The following is a 21,813-nucleotide window of genomic DNA, read 5'->3' as shown; positions in this document are numbered from 1 at the left end:
GCGGTCGCGGCCCCCGCGCACCCATGTACGTCTGTCGTTGTGATGACCACGCTTCAGCAGATGGTGCCCGCAGCCATCACCGCCCAGCACCACACCGGGCTGCGCAGGGCGAGACGGGCGCTCAGACCGGCGCGCACGCTGCCCGGCGCGCTCGTCGCGCTCGTCCTGGCCGCCGTGCTCGGCGCGACGACCGCCGAGGTGGTGACGTCGCTGCTCGGCAAGCCGCTGGGCTGGGTCCCGGTGAACGAGGCGGTCGAGCTGGCCGGCGCGCGGACCTGGCCGCAGGTCTCCTCGGCCGCGCTGCTCACCGCCGGGGCCGGGCTGCTGATGCTGCTGCTCGCGATCGTGCCGGGACGGTCCAGAACGGTCCCGGTCGAGACGTCCGACCCGCTGATCGTCATCGGCATCACCCGCGCCGGGCTGCGCCGCACCCTGCGCGCGGCCGCCCAGAAGGTCAACGGCGTGGACCGGGCCCGGGTACGGCTGCGCCGGCGCACCATCGAGGTCACCGTCGTGACCGGGCCGGAGAGCTCGGGCGCGATGCTCCGGCAGGTCGGCACGGCGGTCGGCGACCGGCTGGCCGGCGTCGGCACGCTCGGCACCGGCGAGGTCGTCGTCCGGCTGCGCAGGAAGGGCGTGTGATGCGGCAGTACACGGGCAACCGCGTCGGCCTGGCCCTGGTCGGCCTCGCCCTGCTCGCCGTGGGCGGCTACGGCTGGCTGCGTGGCAGGGGCCTGCTGTTCGACCTGCCGCGCAACGCCAAGGTGCTGCCCGCCGAGTTCGCCCGCACGCTGGCCGCCGACCCCTGGACGTTGTGGCTGCTGGCCTTCGCCATGCTGATCCTGGCCATGCTCGCCGTGCGCTGGCTGCTGCTCAGCCTGGGCTGGGGCCGCCGGGGCGCGGCCAGCGGCACCGGCACGGCCATGCTGTGCGTGGGCCTCAAGGGCGTGGACGGCCTGGGCCGGGCGGCCGTACGGGTCGCCGACAACGGCCTGCGCGTCGCCCTGACCTGCCCCTCCGACGCGGACGTCGGCGCGGTGGTGACCAAGCTCGACCAGGACATCGTCGGCCGCATCCGCCGTGAGGTGCGCGACGACGAGACGCCCGCGGTCGTCCGCGTGCACGTCCGCCGCCAACCGGCCGAGCGCCGCTGACCAGTCAACCGGCTGCTCGTAGCTGAAGGAAGAAGGCGCGACTCGGCGCCTTCGTCGTCGAATCCGATCGGGAGGTCGTCATTCACCGCATCATCGGCGCGTTCGCCGCCGCAACCCTCGCCCTCGCGCTCGCCGCGCCCGCCGCCCACGCGGCGACGGGCGACGGTTTTCCGCTGATCCCCTGCAAGATCGGGGAAGACGGCCAGATGCACTGCGTGGGGGACCACCTGCCCGGCCTGCTGGCCCAGGCGCTCAGCCCCGCGGTCGGCCTGATCTGCGTGGACAGCCACACCACCACGGTCATCTGCCGCTCATCCGCCTGAACCCCGGCCCCCGGCCCTCTCCCGCGGAGGGGGCCGGGCGGGTCTACTCGTAGTGGTAGCGAGCCTGCAGGACGACGATCTCGTCGTGCAGGACGAGGTACACCAGGCGATGCTCGTCGGTGATGCGCCGGGACCAGGCGCCCGCCAACGCGTACTTGAGGGGCTCGGGCTTGCCGATGCCCTCGTAAGGATCGCGCAGGACATCCTCGACGAGCCGGTTGATGCGCTTGAGCACCTGCCGGTCAGCCGTCTGCCAGTGGACGTGGTCCTCCCAGCCCTGGCTGGTGAACGCCACCTTCACCGAGCAGCCTCGTCGCCCAGCAGCTCGTGCCGCTCATGACGCCCTTGGATCGCTTCCTGATAGGACTCGATCAGCCGGCGGGCGTTGGCCGGGGAACGTAGCAGGTAGGCCGTCTCCTGCAGTGCTTCGTACTCCTCTGCGGCCACCAGGTAGGCGCTGCCGCTCTTGGACACGATCTCCACGGCGGTGCGGTCGTTGTTGACCTCTTCGATGAGGGGGAACAGACGACGGCGAGCCTCGCTGGCGGTGATGGACATGGTCGCCTCCTCCGAGCGGTACAACTTGGCGGTACCACTCGGAGGCGGGTCAGCACTCGATGACGTTGACGGCCAGGCCGCCGCGGGAGGTCTCCTTGTACTTGTCGAGCATGTCGCGGCCGGTGTCGCGCATGGTCTTGATGGCCTTGTCGAGCGCCACGTAGTGGCGGCCGTCGCCGCGCAGGGCGATCCTGGCGGCCGTGATGGCCTTGTTGGAGGCCACCGCGTTGCGCTCGATGCACGGGATCTGCACCAGGCCGCCGATCGGGTCGCAGGTCAGCCCGAGGTTGTGCTCGATGCCGATCTCGGCGGCGTTCTCCACCTGCTCGGGGGTGCCGCCCATGACCTCGGTCAGGCCGGCCGAGGCCATCGAGCAGGCCGAGCCCACCTCGCCCTGGCAGCCGACCTCGGCGCCGGAGATCGAGGCGTTCTCCTTGAACAGCACGCCGATCGCGGCTGCGGTGAGCAGGAAGCGCACCACGCCGTCGTCGTCGGCGCTCGGGACGAACTTGGTGTAGTACGTCAGCACGGCCGGGATGATGCCCGCGGCGCCGTTGGTGGGGGCGGTGACGATGCGGCCGCCGGCGGCGTTCTCCTCGTTGACGGCCAGGGCGAACAGCGCCACCCAGTCCATCGCCTGCAGCGGGTCCTTCTCGGCCGACTCGGCCTGCAGCCGCCGGTGGAGCTGGTTGGCCCGGCGCTTGACCTTCAGGCCGCCGGGCAGCACGCCCTCCTTGCTGATGCCGCGCCGCACGCACTCCGACATCACCCGCCACAGGTTGAGGATGCCCGCGCGGATCTCCTCCTCGGTGCGCCCGAAGGCCTTCTCGTTCTCCAGCATGAGGGCGGAGATCGACAGGCCGGTGTTCGAGCAGTGCTTGAGCAGCTCCTCGCCCGAGGCGAACGGGTAGGGCAGGACGGTGTCGTCGGGCTTGATGCGGTCGGCGCCGGTGGCCTTCTCGTCCACGACGAAGCCGCCGCCGACGGAGAAGTAGACCTTCTCGCGCACGGTCTCGCCCTGCTCGTCGCGGGCGGTGAAGCGCATGCCGTTGGGGTGCTCGGGCAGGGAGATCTTGCGCTCGAAGACGAGGTCCTGGCCCACGACGAAGGGGATCTCGTGCTCGCCGTAGAGCTTGACCGTGCCCGCGGCGCGCATCTCGGCCAGGCGGGCGTCCACGGAGTCGACGTCGACCAGTTCCGGCTTCTCACCGGACAGGCCGAGCAGCACCGCCTTGTCGCTGCCGTGGCCCTTGCCGGTCAGGCCGAGCGAGCCGTACAGGATGACCTCGACGCGGGCCACGCGGGGGAGCAGGCCGTCGTCGTGCAGCCCGCGGGCGAACTTGTGCGCGGCGGCCATCGGGCCGCCCGTGTGGGAGCTGGACGGTCCGATGCCGATCTTGAAGAGGTCGAAGACGCTGATCGCCATTGATGGGCGCCCTTCAGTTCAGGAAGTGCCGGGGCCCGCGGCGGGCCCCGGCGTTGGTGTCAGGACTCGCCTGAGGTGAGCGCCGTGTACTCCTCGGCGGACAGCAGGTCCTCCGCGTCGCCCTCCATGCGGACGCGGAACATCCAGCCGTCGCCGTACGGGTCGCTGTTGGCCAGCGACGGGTCGTCGGCCACGGCCGAGTTCACCTCGACGATCTCGCCGCCGACGGGCGCGTAGATCTCGCTCACCGACTTGGTGGACTCCACCTCGCCGACCGAGTCACCCGCCTCGACGGTCGAACCGACCTCGGGGAGCTGCACGAAGACGACGTCACCAAGAGCCTCGGCGGCGAAGGCCGTGATGCCGACGGTCACGGTGATGCCGTCGTCCACGCCCGACACCCACTCGTGCTCCTTGGTGTAGTTCAGGTCGTCAGGGATGTTGCTCACTTGTTCCTCCTGTAGAAGGGCAGCTCGACCAGGTCCATAGGTTCATGGCTGCCCCGGATGTCCACGGCCAGACCTGTGTCGGCCCCGGCGTCCACGTAGGCCATCGCGATGGGCTTGCCCAGGGTCTGGGAGGGCGCACCGCTGGTGACCTCGCCGACGACGGCGCCGTCGCGGGTGACCGGGTAGCCGTGACGCGGCACCCGGCGGCCCTGGGCGACCAGGCCGACGAGGCGGCGGCGGGGCTGGTCGTCCTTGACCGCCTCCAGTGCCGCCCTGCCGACGAAGTCACCGGGCTTGTCGAATTTCACCACTCTGCCCAGCCCCGCGTCGAACGGGGTCAGGTCGGAGCTCAGCTCGTTGCCGTAGAGCGGCATGCCGGCCTCCAGCCTGAGGGTGTCGCGGCTGGACAGACCGGCGGCGCGCAGCCCGTGCGGCTCGCCCGCGGCCTCCAGGGCGCGCCAGAGCGGCACGGCGTCCTGGTTGGCGACGAACAGCTCGAAGCCGTCCTCGCCGGTGTAGCCGGTACGGGCGATGAGCGCCTGGCGGCCGTCGACCACGCCGGGCAGGCCCGCGTAGTACTTGAGACCGTCGAGGTCGGCGTCGGTGAGCGTGGCCAGGATCTCCTGGGCCTTCGGGCCCTGGATCGCGATGAGGGCGTACTGCTGGGAGCGGTCATCGACCGTCGCGTCATACGACTTAGTACGATTTTTCAGCTCATCCGCGACCTTGTCGGAGTTCGAGGCGTTGGCCACCACCATGAACTCCTCGTCCGCCAGCCGGTAGACGATGAGGTCGTCGAGCACCCCGCCGCGCTCGTCCACGATCATCGTGTACCTGGCCCGGCCGGGCGCGAGCGCCGACAGGTGGCCGACCAGCGCGTAGTCGAGGGCCTCTCCGGCCTGCGGGCCGGTCAGGAAGATCTCGCCCATGTGCGAGAGGTCGAACAGCCCGGCCGCCTCGCGGACGGCTTTGTGCTCCGCGGACTCGCTGCCGTACCGGAGCGGCATGAGCCAGCCGGCGAAGTCAGTCAGCGTGGCGCCTAGGGCCTCGTGGACGTCTCGTAGCGGCGTAGGTCGGGACATTTGTCGCACCTCAGGACAGGATTGGATGCCAGCATCCTCCCCCTCTGTCATGGATGCCTGAGAGCTTCGCCCGAGTTTTACCGGACTTTCACCTTCGGCGAGGCCCCGAGGGCCTGCTTTCCAGAGGTCACCTCCCCGTAAGAACGCCTTACAGGGCTGCCGCGCGGTCCTTTGCCTTGAGAGGTTCGCGGGGAGGGCTTGCTCCTTCAGGGACCCTGACCGGCTGTCAGGGTGCTCTCCCGCACGGTTTCGCCGGTGATGTCCGTCAGCCTAGTGCCGTCATGGGGGTGTTGTCGCGCTTCGCCCTCCACCATCCGCGGCATCCTCGACATCCCGCACGCAGCGAAAAGCGGCCGCGGCCCCGGAGAGGCGGGGTCGCGGCCGCGTTGGTGGCCGCGCGCGAGCCGGTCATGGCAGGTCAGCTCGCACGCGGCAGCTCGGGGCGGGCCGGCGGTGACCGGCCCGCGGGGATCAGGCCCTACAGATCACAGGCCCGGAGATCAGGCCCGACGGTCAGGCCCGCGCCCAGAGGGCGGGCACGTTCGGCGGCTCCCAGCCCGGCAGGCTGGTGTGCGCCTGGAGGCAGCGGTAGCTGACCCCCTGGTAGGTGACGACGTCCCCGGCCGTGTACGACTTGTAAGCCGTCCACGTGGTGCCCTGGCCGTCCCCTCCGACGGTCAGGGTGAAGGACGCGGAGTGGTCCGCCGTCGCCCCGTCGCCGTTGATCCCTATGGTGTACGTCCCCGCCGCGACGCCGCCGGTGGTGGCGATCGTGACGGTGGACGACTGGCCCGCCTGAACGGTGGACGGGCTGAAGGAGACGGTGACCCCGCTCGGCACGTTCCCGGCGGAGAGCGCGACGCTCTGCGCCTGGCCGGACGTGACCTGGGTACTGACCGCCGCGGTAGCCGACTGACCGGCCTGGACCGATGCCGACGACGGGGTCACCGAGATCGAGTAGTCGTTCTCCGTGGGCGTGCCGGTGCCCACGGCGAGCTTCCATATGGCGTAAGCGATGGCGTCGGAGTTGCGGTCGAGCGCCGTGGTGTTGATGGCGCTCGGGTAGCTGTCGCACGCGCTGTGGTAGCAGCGGTCGAACGCCTGCCCGGCCGAGCCGCCCCACTTGGCGGCCTGGGCCGAGCTCTTGACCGCCCCGGCCCCCGTGGCCAGGCCGCCGACCCGGACGCCCGCGCTCTTGAACGAGGCGTGGTCGCTGCGGCCGTCGCCCTCCCTGTCACCCTCGGTCTGCAGGCCGATGGTGGCGAAGTAGTCGTTGAAGGTGCGCTGGATCGCCGCGTCGTCGTCGTAGACGAAGTAACCGGCGTTGGTCGAGGCGATCATGTCGAAGTTCAGGTACACCTCGACGCCGCTCGCGCCGCCGTTCTGCACGTAGTACCTGGACCCGACCATGCCCGCCTCTTCGGCGCCCCACCAGCCGAACCGCACGTGCTTGGTGAGGGTGGGCTTGCGGGCGGCCAGGGTGAGGGCGTTCTCCAGGAGCGCGGCCGAGCCGGAACCGTTGTCGTTGATCCCGGGGCCGGCCGCGACGCTGTCGAGGTGGGCGCCGAGCATCACGGTCTGGTTGGCCGGGCCGCCCGGCCAGTCGGCGATCAGGTTGCTGCCGCCGCTGAAGTTCTGCACGCGGGTGGTGAAGCCGGCCGCGTCCAGCTTGCCCTTGATGTAGTTCATCGAGGCGGTGAAGCCCGGCCTGCCCGAGGCGCGGTTGCCGCCGTTGCTCGTGGCGATGGACTGCAACTGGCTCAGATGCGCCGTCACGTTCGCGACGGGGATGTCGGGCGCGGGGTCGGCGGCGGCGCCGACCGGTCCGGCCGGCGTGGTGAGGGTCAGGGCCAACGCGGCGGTGGCCGCGGCGCCCAGCCTGAGCATGGCGTTCACGATCTGTGGCTCCTCAAGGGGGTTGGGCGGCCACCCCGGCGTGGCCGCCCAGGTCGTGCGACTTAGACCGGCTGCCAGAGGGCAGGGGTGTTGGGCGGCTCCCAGCCCGGCAGGCTGGTGTGCGCCTGGAGGCAGCGGTAGCTGGTGCCCTGGTAGGTGACGGTCTGTCCGGCCGTGTAGGCCGTGTACGTCTGCCACGTGGTGCCCTGGCCGCCGCCCACCGTCAGGCTGAAGGAGGCCGAGTGGTCGGCGCTCGCGCCGTCGGCGTTCAGGCTGATCGTGTACGTGCTGGGCGTCACGCCGCTCGTGGTCGCGAACGTCACCGTGGACGACTGCCCCGCGGTGATCGTGGACGGGCTGAAGCTGACCGTCACGCCCGCGGGCACGTTGCTCGCCGCCAGGGCGATGCTCTGCGCCTGACCGGCGGTGACCTGCGTGCTGACCGTGGCGGTGGCCGACTGGCCGGCCTGCACCGAGGCCGACGACGGGGTCACGCCGAAGGAGTAGTCGTTCGGCGAGCTCTGCCCGATCTGCAGGTTGTAGGTCGCCTGGCGGTCCACGTCGGCGCCGTCGGCCGTGATGGCGATCGAGTGGCTGCCCTGCGGGCTGCTCGCCGAGGTGGTGATCGTCAGCGTCGAGCTCTGCCCCGCGGTGATGGTGGCCGGGCTGAACGAGGCGGTCACGCCGGCCGGCAGGGTGCCGGTCCGCAGGGTGATCGACTGCGCCGAGCCGCCGGTCACGGTGGTGCTCACCGTGGTCGTGGTGCTCTGGCCGGGGGTGACGCTGCCGGAGGCGGGGTTCAGGTTGACCGAGAAGTCGTTGCTGCCCTGGGTGCAGGTCGGCTCGCCGGACTGGGCCCGTACGCTGACGCCGTCCCAGGCGTTCTTGACCACGTTGAACTCGGTGCAGCTGCCCGGGTACAGGGTCTTGGCGGCCTGGAGGGTGGCGACCCTGGCCTTGGCGTGCGTCCACGGCTGGGTCTTCGTGTTCAGCGCGGACATGAACACCTCACCGGCCTTGCGGATGCCGATGCCGGTGATCGCGGCGCCGTTGTCGCAGCGGGTGCTGGCGGGCTTGCCCGAGGGGTTGGTGCCCTCGGCCACCAGGTAGAACCAGTGGTTCTGCGGGCCGGCCGCCGCGTGCACCTCGGTGTTCGGGATGGAGGCGCTGTAGCAGTTCGGGTGGTTGAGGGCCGACGGGTTGTACATGTTGCGGATCGGCCCGGACCCGGAGAGGTTGACCTCCTCGCCGACCAGGTAGTCCGGCGGGTCGTTCGGGTTGTTGGCGTACGCCTCGGTGAGCGCGCCGAAGATGTCGCCGGTGGACTCGTTCATGCCGCCGGTCTCGTTGCCGCTGCCCGAGCCGCCGCTGGTGAACTGGAAGATGCCGTGGCCGAACTCGTGGCCGACCACGTCCATCGACGTGAGCTGCTGGGAGTTGGCGGAGTTGTGGCCGAAGGAGCCGTACTGGCCGTTCCAGTAGGCGTTGACGTCGGCCAGGCCGACGCGGGCCGGGTAGCCGCCGCCCTGGCCGTTGATGCCGTTGCGGCCGAGCCAGGCGCTCAGCATGTCCCATTCCCGCTGCGCGGCGTAGAGCGCGTCGACGCAGGCGGTCTCCAGGTTCGTGCCCGAGCCGTTGCCCCAGGTGTCGGTGGTCTTCGTGTACGGCGAGCCGTTCTGGCCGCCGCACGCGACGCCGCTCCTGCGGGGGTCGCGCATCGTGTACGAGGGGCTGGTGTCGATGGTGACGGTGCCGACGTAGTAGCTGTTGCCGGTGCCGTCGCGCACCTCGTCCCAGTCGTCGATGACCTTGCCGGTCAGGGCGTCCACGTAGACGTGGAGCTTGGTCTCGTGACCGGCGGCGGTGGCGCCGGTGACGAGGACCTCCCAGGCAAGTCGCGGGGTCGTCGTGGTGGCGTGCACGGACAGCACGGGCGTGGCGACGGTCTCGACCCTGGCCACCTTGGCCCTGGCCGTCACGGCGGCCTGGGCCGCGGTGACCTTCGCCTTCGTGCCGATCCCGATCTTCGTGCGCTGCCCGGTGGCGACCGTGTCGACCACCGCGCCGGAGGCGTCCGTGGCGACGACCACGTCGCCGCCGTAGACGGGCAGGCCCGCGTGCTTGCGGGCGTAGGTCAGGTACTGCAGGCCGCGGACGCCTTCGACGGTCGACGTCAGCGTGAACGTGTCCTGCTCGGATGCCAGCAATGCCGCCGAGTCGGCCAGGATCGCGTTGTGTGCGGTGGCGATCGCGTTCCTGCGCTCGTCGGGGCTGGGAGGATCGGCCACCTGCGACGCTTGGGCTGTGGCGCTCGTGGCGCCCACCAGCGAGCTGGTGGTCAGGGCTAGCGCGAGCATTGCGGCAGCCCCCAACCTGAGTTTGGGGTTCACTCTCTGGCTCCTCAGGGGGGTGTGGAGTGGAAGAGCCCCGGCCGGCTGGGGATGAACACAGGGTGACACCGGGATGGCGCGACCCGGTACCCAACAAGTTCGCTATAACGTGGTGGTATGGCCCCCTGAGCTGGGATTTCGCGCGATTTGAGGGCGCAGAAAAGGTAAAGAAGCTTTCCAGTAACGGTCTCAGCAGGCCGCCGTGAACGCCTCGAAGAGCGCCGGTCCCTCGCCCGCCTCCGGGTGCCACTGGACCGCCACCGCGAACCCGCCGGAGTCGAGCTCCACCGCCTCGATCGTCCCGTCGTCGGCCGTGGCGGTGACCGTGAGGCCCCGGCCGAGCCGGTCGATGGCCTGGTGGTGGTAGTGCGGGACCGCCACCGGGTCCGTGCCGAGCACCTTCGCCAGGCGGCTGCCGGGGACGGGCGTGACCGGCAGGTGGCCGAACTCGCCGGGCGCGGGGGAGTGGCCGGTGTGCCCGGTCACGTCGGGCAGGTGCTGGTGCAGGGTGCCGCCGAGCAGCACGTTGAGCACCTGCAGGCCGCGGCAGATGCCCAGGAACGGCAGCCCGGCCTCCAGGGCCGCCGCCAGGAGGGCGAACTCGGCCTCGTCCCGGAACTCCCGGACGTAGCCGGTGCGCTCGTGCGCCGCCCGGCCGTACCTGGCCGGGGCGACGTCGCCGCCGCCGGCCAGGACGAGACCGTCGAGCCGCCCCACGACCTGGGCGGGATCGCCGGCCGGCGGCAGCAGCACGGGCTGCCCGCCGGCCTGGACGATCTTCTCGACGTACATGTACGGCAGCAGCGCGACGGGCAGGTCCCACACGGTGAACCGGGCGGGCTCGACGTACGTCGTGACGCCGATGACCGGACGGGTCACAGCGGCGTCACGTACGCGCCGGAGATGCCGCCGTCCACCAGGAACTCGGCCCCCGTGATGAAGGAGGCGTCGTCGCTGGCCAGGAACGCCACGGCGGCGGCGATCTCCGACGCCTCGGCGAAGCGGCCCACCGGGATGTGCACCAGGCGCCGCTGGGCCCGCTCGGGGTCCTTGGCGAACAGCTCCTGCAGCAGCGGCGTGTTCACCGGCCCCGGGCACAGCGCGTTGACCCGGATGCCCTCGCGGGCGAACTGCACGCCCAGCTCGCGCGACATCGCCAGCACGCCGCCCTTGGAGGCCGTGTACGAGATCTGCGACGTGGCCGACCCCATCACCGCCACGAACGACGCGGTGTTGATGATCGAACCCTTGCCCTGCCGCCGCATGTACGGGATGGCGTGCTTGCAGCACAGGTACACGCTGGTCAGGTTCACCTCCTGGACGCGGCGCCAGGCATCCAGGCCGGTCTCCAGGATCGAGTCGTCGTCGGGCGGCGAGATGCCGGCGTTGTTGAAGGCGACGTCCACGCTGCCGTAGGTCTCGTGGGCCGTGGCGAACATCCGGACGACGTCGTCCTCGCTGGTCACGTCGGCCTTGACGAAGAGGCCGCCGACCTCGCCCGCGGCCTTGGCCCCGGCCTCCTCGTCGATGTCGACGCAGACGACCTTTGCGCCCTCCTGCGCGAACCTGCGCGCCGTGGCCAGCCCGATGCCGCTGCCCGCGCCGGTGATCACGGCCACGCGGTCCTGCAAACGCTGCACTGTCACTCCCTGTCCGATTGGTCGTTCACCTTCCTCATTCGCTTCGCGAAGGGCTTCGTTCCTCAGCCCTTCACTCCGCTCACTGCGTCAGGTTCACTCCCATGAAATGAAGACGTTCTTGGTCTCGGTGAAGGCCGTCAAGGCGTCGGGGCCGAGCTCACGGCCGAGGCCGGACTGCTTGAAGCCGCCGAACGGGGTCCAGTAGCGCACCGAGGAGTGCGAGTTCACCGACAGGGCGCCCGACTCCACCGCGCGGGCCACCCGCAGCGCCCGCCCGACGTCGCGCGTCCAGATGGAGCCGCTCAGCCCGTACGGGGTGTCGTTGGCGATGCGCACGGCCTCGGCCTCGTCGGCGAACGGCACCACCGACACGACCGGGCCGAAGATCTCCTCGGTGAAGGCGCGGTCGGTGACCTTGGAGGTGAGCACCGTCGGCGGGAACCAGAAGCCCTTGCCCTGGGGGCAGTCGCCCTGGAGGTAGGGCGTGCCCTCGACGAAGCCGCGGACGCGCTCCAGGTGCTCGGCGCTGATCAGCGGGCCCATCTCGGTGGACTCGTCGAGCGGGTCGCCGACCTTGACGCCGCGCACCGCCGCCGACAGGCGTTCCAGGAACTCGTCGTACACCTCGGCCTGGACGAGGATGCGCGAGCGGGCGCAGCAGTCCTGGCCGGAGTTGTCGAAGACCGCATAAGGGGCGGTTTTTGCTGCTTTTTCGAGATCCGAGTCGGCGAAGACGATGTTCGCGGACTTGCCGCCCAGCTCCAGCGTCACCCGCTTGACCTGCGCCGCCGCCTTGGCGGCGATCTCCTTGCCCACCTCCGTCGAGCCGGTGAACACGATCTTGGCCACGCCGGGATGCTCGACCAGCCGGGCGCCCGCGACCTCCCCTGCCCCGGGCAGCACCTGGAGCACCCCCTCGGGGAGGCCCGCCGCCAGGGCCAGCTCGGCCAGCCGCAGCGCCGTGAGCGGAGTCCATTCCGCCGGCTTGACGATCACCGTGTTGCCCGCCGCCAGCGCCGGGGCGACGCCCCACGACATGATCAGCATCGGGAAGTTCCACGGCACGATGACGCCCACCACGCCCAGCGGCTCCTGGAACGTGATGTCCACGCCGCCGGGCACCGGGATCTGCTTGCCGTGGTTGCGCTCGGGGGCGGCGGCGTAGAAGTGCAGCACGTCGCGGACGGCCCCGGCCGCCCAGCGCGCGTTGCCGATCGGGTGCCCGGCGTTGTCCAGCTCCAGCCGGGCCAGCTCCTCGCCGTGGGCGTCCACCAGGTCGGCGAAGCGGCGCAGCACCCGCGCCCGGTCGCCCGGCGCCACCTCCCGCCAGCTCCGGTACGCCTTCGCGGCCCGCTCCACCGCCCGGTCGACCTCCGCCGCGTCGGCCATCTCGACCTCGGCGACGACCTCTTCCGTCGCCGGATTAACGATCCTCATGCCTACCGTCACATTCGCTCGAAACCACGGAACAGCTCCCAGTCCGTCACCGCCGCGTCGAAGGCGGCCAGCTCCACGCGCGCGTTGTTCGCGTAGTGCTCGACCACGTCCTCGCCGAACGCCTCCCTGGCCAGCTTCGACCCCTCGAACAGGGCGAGCGCGTCCCGCAGCGTGTGGGGCACGGTCTCGGCGCCGGAGTCGTAGGCGTTGCCCGCGAAGGCGTCCTCCAGCGGCAGCTCCCGGTCGATGCCGTCCAGCCCGGCCGCGATCAGCGCCGACACCGCCAGGTAGGGGTTGACGTCCCCGCCCGGCACCCGGTTCTCCACCCGCAGCGACGGCCCGTGGCCCACCAGCCGCAGGGAGCAGGTGCGGTTGTCCACGCCCCACTTGACGGCGGTCGGCGCGAAACTGCCGGGCACGTAACGTTTGTAGGAGTTGACGTTGGGGGCGTACAGCAAAGTGAGCTCGCGCATGCGGGCGAGCTGCCCGGCGATGAACCGCGCGCCGAGCTGTGAGAGCCCGTACGGCCCCTCGCCCGCCATCGCCAGGCCGCCGTCGAGGCCGCGCAGCGAGATGTGGATGTGGCAGGAATTGCCCTCGCGCTGGTTCGGCTTGGCCATGAAGGTGATCGAGCGGCCCTCCTGGGCGGCGATCTCCTTGGCGCCGTTCTTGTAGATCGAGTGGTTGTCGCAGGTGCGCAGGGCCTCGTCGTAGCGGAAGGCGATCTCGTGCTGGCCGAGGTTGCACTCGCCCTTGGCCGACTCGACGTACATGCCGGCGCCCTCCATGTCGCGCCTGATGCGCCGGAGCAGCGGCTCGACGCGGGCGGTGCCGAGAAGGGAGTAGTCGACGTTGTAGAGGTTGGCGGGGGTCAGGTCGCGGTAGGCGCGCCGCCAGGCGTCCTCGTAACTGTCGTCGTAGACGACGAACTCCAGCTCGGTGCCCACGTACGCGGCCAGGCCCCGCTCGGCCAGGCGGGCGAGCTGGCGGCGCAGGATCTGCCGCGGCGAGGCGGTGACCTCGCCGCCCTCCTCCCAGGCCAGGTCGGCCATGACCAGGGCGGTGCCGTCCTGCCAGGGGACCCGGCGCAGGGTGGACAGGTCGGGCTTCATCGCGAAGTCGCCGTAGCCCCGGTCCCAGGAGGACATGTCGTAGCCGGCGACGGTGTTCATGTCCACGTCGACCGCGAGCAGGTAGTTGCAGCCCTCGGAGCCGTGGTGCAGCACCTCGTCCAGGAAGTAGCGGGCGGAGAGCCGTTTGCCCTGCAACCTGCCCTGCATGTCGGCGACGGCGAGCAGCACCGTGTCGATCCGGCCGGAGGCGACCTCGCCCCGCAGTTCCTCGACGGACAGGAATCCGTTGCCCGCTGGTTCGCTCACCCTAGGTCGCTCCGATCTGCTCTGAAGCGCTTTCCCGTTGATTGGGCTAGTCTCAGACCATTGATGTGCATGCCGGGATCGCTTGTCAAGACCTGAGGACACCTTGGACGATTCGGCGCGTTTGATGACAGTGCTGCGCCCGGTGAAGGCGGGAAACGCCTTCGAGGAGACCGTGGAACGGCTGCTCCAGGCGATCAAACTGGGCGTGGTGGCGTACGGCGACAAGCTGCCGCCCGAGCGCGAGCTCGCCGTGCGGCTGGGCATCAGCAGGGTCACCCTGCGCGAGGCCATCCGCGCCCTTCAGGACGCGGGCTACCTCGATGTGCGGCGCGGCCGGTACGGCGGCGCGTTCGTCACCTATGTCCCGCCGCGGCCCGACGCGGGCGACCTGCGGCAGGCGGTGGCCGACATGGGCATGGCCGAGCTGTCGGACGCGCTGACGTTCCGGCTGGCGGTCGAGTGCGGGGCGGCGCAGGTGCTGGCCGCGGCCGAGCTCACCCCCGCCCAGCGGGAGGTGCTGCTGCGCCGGCTGGCCGAGCTGGACGCGGCGCCCCTGGAGGACTACCGGCGCCTGGACACGGCCTTCCACCTGTCGATCGCCGAGCTGACCGGCTCGACGCTGCTCGCGGCGACGTGCGCCGACGCCCGCTCCCGGGTGAGCGACCTGCTGAACGCGATCCCGATGCTCCAGGTGAACATCGAGCACGCGGCCGCCCAGCACCGGGCCATCGTGGACGCCATCCTGGCCGGCGACCCGGACGCGGCGCGCCGGGCGATGGCCGAGCACCTGGAGGGCACGGCAGCCCTCCTGCGCGCCTTCCTGGCCTGAGCGTGGGCCTGAGCGCCTTCTGGAGGGCCGGCGCGTGGGTCTCAGCGTGGGCGGGCCGTCAGGCGGCGGTGTCCGGGGTGCGGACCTGGAAGGTGTGGCGGGTGCCGTCGGGCCAGGTCAGCGTGATCTCGTCAGCCGTCACCGCCGCCGACGGCACCGTCAGCGTGATGTCGTCGGCCGCCGCCGACGGCGTCCCGGCCGGGTCGCCGTCCAGGACGGCCGTGCTGACCGCCCAGCCGTCCGCCGCCACCCCCTCCAGCACCGGCACGGCCGCCGGGGCCCCGAAGGCGCTGCCCTCGGGGGCGTCGGCGACGTAGGCCCGGCTGTAGCCGCGCACCGCGACCAGCTCGGAGACCAGCCCGTCGCCGTCCCGGGCCCGGACCCGGACGCCGGGCCCGCCGGCCGGGTCGTCCTGGTCGGCCTGGTCGGCCGGGTCGGCGGACGCGACCAGCGCCCAGCCGCTCTGCCGGACCGCCGAGCCGGGCGCGACCCGATGGACGCGCACCTCGACGGCCCCCCTGATCACGCTCAGGCTCTCCACGCCCGCGCCCGCCGACGCGGCCCACGCCAGGTCGCCCGCCGAGCCCGCCCCCCGAGGGGTGATCGTGCCGCGCCCGGCGACCGTGCCGTCCGGACCGACCACGCCGAAGTGGTTGTCGGGGACGCCCGTCGTCGGCGCGGTGCGGGTGGAGTAGGCGTAGCGGTCGTACAGGGGGTCGCCGGGGTGGTGCTGGCTGCCGTGGTTGAGCAGGCGGGCGACGTCGCCGGTGTGCTGGACGACCAGTCCCGGACCGGGCAGCGCGGCCAGGCCGGTGGGGCCGGGCTCCTCGGTCGCGGTCCACACCGGATGGCCGGCCGGCAGCAGCAGCCCGAGGAACGCCTTCGACGCCCAGTACGGCGACGCCGAGCCGGAGTAGGACTGCAGCGAGGGCTCGTGCGGGCCGTGCCAGCCCAGCGTGAGCAGCCCCTCGGGGGAGAGCGCGCCCTCGTCGAGGAAGCGGCGCAGGACGCCGGAGGCGATGCGGCGGGTCTGGCCGGGGGAGAGCGGGGTGGCCTCCAGCAGGGCGCCGGCGAAGAGCGAGGTCGCCGAGGCGAAGCGGTAGGTGAGGGAGCGGCCCTGGTAGAGCATGCGGCCGTCCTGGTCGAAGGTGAGGGCGTAGCTCTCCAGGAAGCGGCGCAGGCGTGGCCCGGGGGAGCCCTGGCCCGCCAGGTGGGCCAGCAGGGCCGGGTAGAGGTGCATGGCCCAGCCGTTGTAGTGGTCGAAGGAACGGTTGTCGCCGTCGGCGTACCAGCCGTCGCCGGCGTACCAGGGCTCGATGCGGGCCAGGCCGCGCTCCACCGCCGCGCCGGCCTCCTCGGCGTGCAGGCCGACGGCCGACAGGAAGCCGCCCACCATGGCGGGGAACAGCCACCAGTTGTTGTCCACCGGCTCGTGGCGCAGCGCCCCGGCCAGGTACACGGCGACGCGTTCACGGGTGGCGGGGGACAGGCGGTCCCACAGGCGTTCGCGGGTCAGCCAGAGCGACAGGGCGATCGAGGCCGCCTCGACCATGGGCTGGGTGCGGTCCTCGATCGGCTGCCAGACGCCGGGGCCGGACTCCAGGCCGCGCGCGTACGGGGCCAGCAGCTCCTCGGGGCCGCCGCCGGCCACGCGGAAGGCGGCCAGCAGGAAGGTGCGCGCGTACCCCTCCAGGCCGTCGCAGCGCGACCAGCTCTCGCGTCCCGGCAACGTGATCACGGCGCCGTCCGCGGAGCGGTACGGTTCCACCGCGGCCAGCAGCCCGTCGGCCACCGCCTCCCAATGGGCGCGGGTCCAGCCGGTGTACGGGCTGAGCGTTCGATCCTCCGGCGGAAGCGGGAACATGCGGCACTCCAAAGGGACGTCCGGTCTCGGCCGGGACCTTAGCATCCTGATCGAACGAAAGCATCCGTTCAAAAACGAAAGCACTTCCCGCTAGGATCGTAGGGTCGAGTCAGAAGGAGTCGCGGTGTTCGCCGAACAACGTCATGAACTGATCCTGCGCGAGGTGCGCGAGCGCGGTTCCGTACGCCTGGCCGAGCTGGTCGACCGGCTCAACGTCTCGATGGTCACCCTGCGCAGGGACGTCGAGCACCTGGCCGGCCAGGGCCTGGTCAACCGCGTGCACGGCGGCATCACCCGGCCCGAGTCCGCGCCCGCCCCGGCCAGGGAGCGCTCCCTGACCCTCGGCATGCTGGTGCCCTCGGCCACCTACTACTACCCGGCGGTCATCAGGGGCGCCCGCGAGCAGGCCGAACGGCTGGGCGCGCGGCTCGTCCTCGGCGTCTCGCGCTACGACGACGAGGAGGACCGCACCCAGGTCAGGCAGCTCGTGGACGGCGGCATCGAGGGCCTGCTGCTCACCCCGAGCAGGCAGCCGGACGCCTCGCACGAGGACTGGCTGGCCGAGCTGGGCGTGCCGGCGGTGCTCGTCGAACGGCGGGCCGAGCTGGGCGGGCCCGCCTCGCTGCTGGACGCGGCGGCCTCCCACCACGCCCACGGGGCCTTCCTCGGCACCCGGCACCTGGCCGAGCTCGGGCACCGGCGCCTGGCGATGGTCTCGCGGGACAGCCCCACGGCCCCCCGGGTGCGGCACGGGTTCCTCGCCGCCGTCCGCGACCTGGGGCTGGCCGAGCCCGTCCACCTCGACGTCGCGCAGGAGGGGCCCTCGCGCGAGCAGGTGGCCGACGTGGTCGCGGCGATCAGGGGCGGGGTCACCGCCATGCTGGTGCACAACGACGAGGACACGTTGCTGCTGGTCCAGCACCTGCGGACGGCCGGGGTGCGCATTCCCGAAGAGGTGTCGCTGGTCGCCTACGATGACGAGGTGGCGGCGCTCAGCGACCCCCCGCTCACGGCCGTCGCGCCCCCCAAGGCCGCGGTCGGCCGCTGTGCCGTCGACCTGCTGGTGAGCCGGATCCAGGAGGGCCCGCGGCGCCCTGCCCAGCACGTGGCGCTGCTGCCCGAGCTGAGGGTCCGGGAATCCACGGTCGCGCCACGTCCGTGACGTTACGCATCCATTTCGTTATTGATCGATTTGTGGCCTCTCTCTAGACAATCGATCGAGTATGAGCGAATGATGCCTTATCGATCGAAAGCGATGAGGAGCCATCGATGGGACGCAAGAGCGCCGGCATTGCCGGACTGCTGGCCGGTATGAGCCTGCTCGCCGCCGCGTGCGGCAGCACGGAGCCGGCGCAGCCCGCGGGCGAGGCGGGCAAGCCCGCCGAGGTCACCTTCTGGGGCTGGGCCAAGGGCACCCAGCAGGTCGTGGACGCCTTCAACAAGTCGCACAAGGACGTCCAGATCAAGTACGAGGAGATCCCCTCGGGCAACGCGGGCGGCTACGCCAAGTTCTCCAACGCCGTCAAAGCCGGCAACGCCCCCGACGTCATGTCCGTGGAGTACCCGCAGCTGCCCGACTTCGTGAACCAGGGCGCCCTCCAGGACATCTCGGCCGACGTGGCCGACGTCAAGTCCAAGTACCCGGCCGAGGTCTTCGGCCTGGTCGAGCTGGGCGGCAAGGCGTGGGCGCTGCCCATGGACGCCGCGCCGCAGGTGTTCTTCTACCGCAAGGACCTGTTCGAGAAGAACAAGATCGAGGTCCCCAAGACCTGGGACGACTTCCGCGCCGCCGCCGAGAAGGTCAAGAAGGCCGACGGCAAGTCGCGCATCGCCACCTTCTTCCCCGACGACCCGAGCGTGCTGGCCGCGCTGTCGTGGCAGGCGGGCGGCAAGTGGTTCGGCACCGAGGGCGACGCCTGGAAGGTGACGATCAACGACGAGCCCAGCAAGAAGGTCGCCGAGTACTGGCAGGGCCTGGTCAAGGACGACCTGCTGAAGGTCCAGCCGTCCTTCAGCCAGGAGTGGAACGCCGCCTTCGAGGACGACACCCTCTGGGGCTACGTCGGCGCCAACTGGGGCGCGGGCGTCATGAAGGGCAACCACGCCGGCCAGGCCGGCAAGTGGGCCATCGCGCCGATCCCGAACTGGGGCACCCCGGCCAGCGGCATGCTCGGCGGCACCACGTTCGGCGTGAGCAAGGGGTCGAAGAACGCCAAGGCCGCCGTCGAGGTCGTCAAGTGGCTGACCGGCTCGGAGGAGGCGTGGACCGCCCGCCTGTCCTCGGGCACCTCCAGCGGCTTCCCGGCCATCGCCGACCTCGTGCCGGTCGCGGCCAAGAGCTTCGACGCCTCCTTCTACGGCGGCCAGGACATCTACGCGCTGTTCGCGGAGTCGTACAAGACGGTCCAGCCCGGCTGGACGTGGGGCCCGAGCATGGTCCAGACGCTGACCACGTTCAAGGACGCCCTCGGCAAGGTCTCCAGCGGCGGCACCACCATCCCCGGCGTGCTGGACGCCGCCCAGACGGCCACCGTCGGCGAGATCAAGAGCCGCGGCCTCAACGTCGCCCAGCAGTAGCACGACGCTCGCGGCGGAGCGCCGGCTCCGCCGCGACCCACCGAAAGGCAGCTTGTGACTCCTCCAGTAGGAAGCGGTCGCGGCGGCGAGGGGTGGCGGCGGCGGGGGGCGATCCTGCTGTTCGTCGGGCCGTTCTTCGCGCTGTTCGCGGCCGTGATCGTGGCCCCGCTGGCCTACGCGGTCTACCTCAGCCTGTTCAGCGAGAAGTCGTCGGGGCTCGGCTTCGGCGGCGCGGAGACCGTGTTCGTCGGGCTCGGCAACTACCTGGACACGCTGAAGGACTCCGCCTTCACCGACGGCTTCCTGGTCATCCTCGGCTACTGCGTGCTGTACATCCCGCTGATGATCGGCGGCGCGCTCACGCTGGCGCTGCTGCTGGACTCCGGGCTGGCCAGGCTGGCCAAGTTCTTCCAGCTCGCGCTGTTCATGCCGCACATCGTGCCGGGCGTGATCGCCGGGCTGATCTGGCTCTACCTGTACCTGCCCGGCATCAGCCCCATCGTGGACCTGCTCGGCGACGTCGACTTCCTCGGCGGCGACCACGTGCTCGGCTCGGTGGTCAACATCGCGCTGTGGGAGTGGGTGGGCTACAACATGATCATCTACTTCGCGGCGCTCCAGGCCATCCCGGCCGAGGTCGTCGAGGCGGCCAGGATGGACGGCGCGGGCCCGCTGCGCGTCGCCCTCCAGGTCAAGGTGCCGCTGATCCGCGGCGCCGTGGTCACCACCGTGCTGTTCACGATCATCGGCTCGCTGCAGCTGTTCACCGAGCCGATGGTGCTCGACAACGTCAGCGACGGCGTCGTCAGCACCTGGACGCCCAACATGTACGCCTACAACGAGGCGTTCGGCAACAACGACTACGGCCAGGCCGGCGCGGCCTCCATCCTGCTCGCGCTGCTCGCCGCCGTGCTGTCCTACGCCGTCACGAAGTGGGGGAACCGCCGGTGAAGTGGATGTCCCGCGCCACGGTCAACGTGCTGCTGATCATCTCCGCCCTCTACACGCTGCTGCCGCTGACGTGGCTGCTGTTCGCCTCCACCAAGTCGCTGTCCGACCTGTACTCGACGCCCGGCTTCTCCTTCGCCGGCTTCAACCTGTTCGAAAACATCAGGGCGGTCGCGCAGGAGGGCGACGGCGTCTTCTTCCGCTGGTACCTCAACAGCGTCCTGTACGCCGGGGTCGGCGCGGCGGTCAGCTCGTTCGTCACCGTGATGTGCGGTTACGCCTTCGACAAGTACTCCTGGTTCGCCAAGGAGAAGATGTTCGGGCTGGTGCTGCTCGGCGTGCTGGTGCCGACCACCGCCACCGCCGTGCCGCTCTACCTGCTGGCCTCCAAGATCGGCGTGGTGAACACGTTCTGGTCGGTGTTCGTGCCGGTGCTGGTGCATCCGTTCGGCGTCTACCTGGCGCGGGTGCTCTCCTCCGGGTACGTGCCCGGCGAGGTGCTGGAGGCGGCCAGGTCCGACGGGGCCGGCGAGCTGCGCACGTTCGTGTCCGTGGCGCTGCCCATGCTGCTGCCCGCGTACGTGACGATCTTCCTGTTCCAGTTCACCGCCATCTGGAACAACTTCTTCCTGCCCCTGGTCATGCTGAGCGACCAGCGGCTCTACCCGCTCAGCCTCGGCCTGTACGGCTGGGAGAAGCAGGGCAACGCCTTCCCCGAGTTCCACAGCCTCGTGATCACCGGGTCGCTGCTGTCCGTGGTGCCCCTGCTGCTGGTGTTCGTGTCCCTGCAGCGGTTCTGGAAGGCCGGGATGACGGCGGGCAGCGTCAAGTGAACGAGCTCTCGGGGGAGAACATGAACAAGCCGGTGACGGTCGTCGCCATGGCCGCCGAGGTCGCCGGGCGCATGCTCACCGGCGAGGTGCGCGCCCGGCTGGCCAGGGTGGCCGACGTCCGGGCCGAGGTCGCCGCGTTCGACGACGCCGACCTGTCGCAGGCCGAGGTGCTGCTCACCTCGTGGGGCTGCCCGCCGGTGACGGCCGAGGTGCTGGCCCGCGCGCCCCGGCTGCGGGCGATCGTGCACGCGGCCGGCTCGGTCAAGCACCACGTCACCGACGCCTGCTGGGAGCGCGGCATCGTGGTCTCCTCGGCCGCCTCGGCCAACGCCGAGCCGGTGGCCGAGTTCACGCTCGCGGCGATCCTGTTCGCGAACAAGCGGGTGATCGACATCGCCCGCGCCTACCGGGCTCGGCGGGCCAACGACGACTGGGACGCCCGCTTCCCCGGCTTCGGCAACTACCGGCGGGTGGTCGGCGTCGTCGGGGCCTCCAGGATCGGGCGGCGGGTGATCGAGCTGCTGCGGCCGTTCGACTTCGAGGTGCTGGTCAGCGATCCTTACCTGACGGAGGACCTGGGGGCGCGCCGGGTCGGGCTGGACGAGCTGGTCGCCCGCTCCGACGTGGTCAGCCTGCACGCGCCCGACCTGCCCGAGACCCGCCACCTGATCGACGCGGGCCGGCTGGCCGCCATGCGCGACGGCGCCACGCTGATCAACACGGCCAGGGCCGCCCTGGTCGACCAGGACGCGCTCGTCGCCGAGCTGACCTCCGGACGGCTGTACGCGGTGCTCGACCACACCGAGCCGGAGTTCCTGCCCGCCGACTCGCCCCTCTACGACCTGCCGAACGTGCTCGTCACGCCGCACGTCGCCGGCTCGCTGGGCGGCGAGCTGGCCAGGATGGCCGACCTCGCGCTCGACGAACTGGCCCGGCACGCCCAGGGCCTGCCCTTCGAGCACGGCGTCGAGCCCGGCACGCTGTCCCGGTCCGCCTGAAGCCCCCTCTGAACCGCTCTGAACTGATCA

Annotated in this window: 20 protein-coding genes and 2 riboswitches; of the genes, 8 read left to right on the top strand and 12 right to left on the bottom strand. The window is 71.2% G+C overall.

What is annotated here, in order from left to right:
• Positions 1-60: 60 nt before the first annotated feature.
• Together ACFYUV_RS11930 and ACFYUV_RS11925 are read left to right on the top strand one after the other, a co-directional pair.
• Positions 61-642, top strand: a complete 582-nt coding sequence (locus ACFYUV_RS11930; protein WP_352350154.1) for a DUF6286 domain-containing protein — start codon at positions 61-63, stop codon at positions 640-642.
• Positions 642-1,154 (top strand): hypothetical protein, encoded by a 513-nt coding sequence (locus tag ACFYUV_RS11925; RefSeq protein WP_358283565.1) that lies wholly within the window; start codon positions 642-644, stop codon positions 1,152-1,154. The genes ACFYUV_RS11930 and ACFYUV_RS11925 overlap by 1 nt, the downstream gene beginning before the upstream one ends.
• Before the next feature lie 366 nt (positions 1,155-1,520).
• Here ACFYUV_RS11925 and ACFYUV_RS11920 read toward each other — a convergent pair whose 3' ends face one another.
• The 11 genes from ACFYUV_RS11920 to ACFYUV_RS11870 all read right to left on the bottom strand — a co-directional run bounded on the left by ACFYUV_RS11920 (position 1,521) and on the right by ACFYUV_RS11870 (position 13,734).
• Positions 1,521-1,778 (bottom strand): Txe/YoeB family addiction module toxin, encoded by a 258-nt coding sequence (locus tag ACFYUV_RS11920; RefSeq protein WP_387667877.1) that lies wholly within the window; start codon positions 1,776-1,778, stop codon positions 1,521-1,523.
• Complete coding sequence (locus ACFYUV_RS11915; RefSeq protein WP_352350160.1) at positions 1,775-2,035, bottom strand: type II toxin-antitoxin system prevent-host-death family antitoxin; 261 nt, start codon at positions 2,033-2,035, stop codon at positions 1,775-1,777. The genes ACFYUV_RS11920 and ACFYUV_RS11915 overlap by 4 nt, the downstream gene beginning before the upstream one ends.
• Positions 2,036-2,084: 49 nt before the next feature.
• A complete protein-coding gene (locus tag ACFYUV_RS11910) occupies positions 2,085-3,461 on the bottom strand; it encodes an L-serine ammonia-lyase (RefSeq protein WP_387667874.1) in 1,377 nt (458 codons plus the stop codon).
• Between the two features lie 59 nt (positions 3,462-3,520).
• A complete protein-coding gene (gcvH, locus tag ACFYUV_RS11905) occupies positions 3,521-3,910 on the bottom strand; it encodes a glycine cleavage system protein GcvH (RefSeq protein ID WP_352324995.1) in 390 nt (129 codons plus the stop codon).
• Positions 3,907-4,992 (bottom strand): glycine cleavage system aminomethyltransferase GcvT, encoded by a 1,086-nt coding sequence (gene gcvT / locus ACFYUV_RS11900; RefSeq protein ID WP_352350164.1) that lies wholly within the window; start codon positions 4,990-4,992, stop codon positions 3,907-3,909. The genes gcvH and gcvT overlap by 4 nt, the downstream gene beginning before the upstream one ends.
• Positions 4,993-5,026: 34 nt before the next feature.
• A riboswitch (glycine riboswitch) is annotated at positions 5,027-5,126 on the bottom strand.
• Positions 5,127-5,146: 20 nt separating this feature from the next.
• A riboswitch (glycine riboswitch) is annotated at positions 5,147-5,244 on the bottom strand.
• Between the two features lie 261 nt (positions 5,245-5,505).
• Positions 5,506-6,879 carry a M28 family peptidase gene (locus ACFYUV_RS11895; protein WP_387669265.1) on the bottom strand — a complete coding sequence of 458 codons (1,374 nt, stop codon included), beginning with the start codon at positions 6,877-6,879 and terminating at the stop codon, positions 5,506-5,508.
• A 71-nt stretch (positions 6,880-6,950) separates the two neighbouring features.
• Positions 6,951-9,245: a M4 family metallopeptidase gene (locus tag ACFYUV_RS11890; RefSeq protein ID WP_387667871.1), complete on the bottom strand. Its 2,295-nt coding sequence runs from the start codon at positions 9,243-9,245 to the stop codon at positions 6,951-6,953.
• A 222-nt stretch (positions 9,246-9,467) separates the two neighbouring features.
• Entirely contained in the window at positions 9,468-10,157 is a 690-nt protein-coding gene (locus ACFYUV_RS11885; protein WP_387667869.1) for a gamma-glutamyl-gamma-aminobutyrate hydrolase family protein, read from the bottom strand.
• The gene (locus tag ACFYUV_RS11880) at positions 10,154-10,918 is read right to left on the bottom strand and encodes a 3-oxoacyl-ACP reductase (RefSeq protein WP_364324614.1); all 765 of its coding nucleotides are present in this window, start codon (positions 10,916-10,918) and stop codon (positions 10,154-10,156) included. The genes ACFYUV_RS11885 and ACFYUV_RS11880 overlap by 4 nt, the downstream gene beginning before the upstream one ends.
• Positions 10,919-11,011: 93 nt before the next feature.
• Positions 11,012-12,355, bottom strand: coding sequence for an aldehyde dehydrogenase family protein (locus ACFYUV_RS11875; protein WP_387667866.1), 1,344 nt, complete (start codon positions 12,353-12,355; stop codon positions 11,012-11,014).
• An 8-nt stretch (positions 12,356-12,363) separates the two neighbouring features.
• Positions 12,364-13,734, bottom strand: coding sequence for a glutamine synthetase family protein (locus tag ACFYUV_RS11870; protein ID WP_387667863.1), 1,371 nt, complete (start codon positions 13,732-13,734; stop codon positions 12,364-12,366).
• Between the two features lie 124 nt (positions 13,735-13,858).
• Between ACFYUV_RS11870 and ACFYUV_RS11865 the strand changes: the two genes are divergently transcribed.
• A complete protein-coding gene (locus tag ACFYUV_RS11865) occupies positions 13,859-14,563 on the top strand; it encodes an FCD domain-containing protein (RefSeq protein ID WP_358283588.1) in 705 nt (234 codons plus the stop codon).
• A gap of 58 nt (positions 14,564-14,621) precedes the next feature.
• Here the strand turns inward: ACFYUV_RS11865 and ACFYUV_RS11860 are convergent, their stop codons facing one another.
• Positions 14,622-16,427, bottom strand: a complete 1,806-nt coding sequence (locus tag ACFYUV_RS11860; protein ID WP_387667861.1) for a DUF2264 domain-containing protein — start codon at positions 16,425-16,427, stop codon at positions 14,622-14,624.
• 124 nt (positions 16,428-16,551) lie between these two features.
• Between ACFYUV_RS11860 and ACFYUV_RS11855 the strand changes: the two genes are divergently transcribed.
• The 5 genes from ACFYUV_RS11855 to ACFYUV_RS11835 all read left to right on the top strand — a co-directional run bounded on the left by ACFYUV_RS11855 (position 16,552) and on the right by ACFYUV_RS11835 (position 21,783).
• Complete coding sequence (locus ACFYUV_RS11855) at positions 16,552-17,589, top strand: substrate-binding domain-containing protein (RefSeq protein ID WP_387667859.1); 1,038 nt, start codon at positions 16,552-16,554, stop codon at positions 17,587-17,589.
• Between the two features lie 107 nt (positions 17,590-17,696).
• A complete protein-coding gene (locus tag ACFYUV_RS11850; RefSeq protein WP_352350182.1) occupies positions 17,697-19,004 on the top strand; it encodes an extracellular solute-binding protein in 1,308 nt (435 codons plus the stop codon).
• A gap of 54 nt (positions 19,005-19,058) precedes the next feature.
• On the top strand, positions 19,059-19,955 hold the full coding sequence (locus tag ACFYUV_RS11845) for a carbohydrate ABC transporter permease (RefSeq protein WP_387667855.1): 897 nt from the start codon (positions 19,059-19,061) through the stop codon (positions 19,953-19,955).
• 5 nt (positions 19,956-19,960) lie between these two features.
• Positions 19,961-20,785, top strand: a complete 825-nt coding sequence (locus ACFYUV_RS11840; RefSeq protein WP_352324996.1) for a carbohydrate ABC transporter permease — start codon at positions 19,961-19,963, stop codon at positions 20,783-20,785.
• A complete protein-coding gene (locus ACFYUV_RS11835; protein ID WP_387667853.1) occupies positions 20,782-21,783 on the top strand; it encodes a hydroxyacid dehydrogenase in 1,002 nt (333 codons plus the stop codon). The genes ACFYUV_RS11840 and ACFYUV_RS11835 overlap by 4 nt, the downstream gene beginning before the upstream one ends.
• Positions 21,784-21,813 lie beyond the last annotated feature (30 nt).

The sequence above is a fragment of the Nonomuraea sp. NPDC003560 genome, from assembly GCF_042878785.1.
Taxonomy (GTDB): domain Bacteria; phylum Actinomycetota; class Actinomycetes; order Streptosporangiales; family Streptosporangiaceae; genus Nonomuraea.
Note: the sequence above shows the minus strand (reverse complement) of the source record. Positions and strands in the feature narration are given on the sequence as shown.

Coding starts and splice junctions, on each gene's coding strand:
- ACFYUV_RS11890 (WP_387667871.1), bottom strand. CDS start 9,245: ATGCTCGCGCTAGCCCTGACCACCAGCTCGCTGGTGGGCGCCACGAGC.
- ACFYUV_RS11925 (WP_358283565.1), top strand. CDS start 642: ATGCGGCAGTACACGGGCAACCGCGTCGGCCTGGCCCTGGTCGGCCTC.
- ACFYUV_RS11930 (WP_352350154.1), top strand. CDS start 61: ATGGTGCCCGCAGCCATCACCGCCCAGCACCACACCGGGCTGCGCAGG.
- ACFYUV_RS11865 (WP_358283588.1), top strand. CDS start 13,859: ATGACAGTGCTGCGCCCGGTGAAGGCGGGAAACGCCTTCGAGGAGACC.
- ACFYUV_RS11895 (WP_387669265.1), bottom strand. CDS start 6,879: ATGCTCAGGCTGGGCGCCGCGGCCACCGCCGCGTTGGCCCTGACCCTC.
- ACFYUV_RS11860 (WP_387667861.1), bottom strand. CDS start 16,427: ATGTTCCCGCTTCCGCCGGAGGATCGAACGCTCAGCCCGTACACCGGC.
- ACFYUV_RS11915 (WP_352350160.1), bottom strand. CDS start 2,035: ATGTCCATCACCGCCAGCGAGGCTCGCCGTCGTCTGTTCCCCCTCATC.
- ACFYUV_RS11850 (WP_352350182.1), top strand. CDS start 17,697: ATGGGACGCAAGAGCGCCGGCATTGCCGGACTGCTGGCCGGTATGAGC.
- gcvT (WP_352350164.1), bottom strand. CDS start 4,992: ATGTCCCGACCTACGCCGCTACGAGACGTCCACGAGGCCCTAGGCGCC.
- ACFYUV_RS11910 (WP_387667874.1), bottom strand. CDS start 3,461: ATGGCGATCAGCGTCTTCGACCTCTTCAAGATCGGCATCGGACCGTCC.
- ACFYUV_RS11875 (WP_387667866.1), bottom strand. CDS start 12,355: ATGAGGATCGTTAATCCGGCGACGGAAGAGGTCGTCGCCGAGGTCGAG.
- ACFYUV_RS11840 (WP_352324996.1), top strand. CDS start 19,961: ATGTCCCGCGCCACGGTCAACGTGCTGCTGATCATCTCCGCCCTCTAC.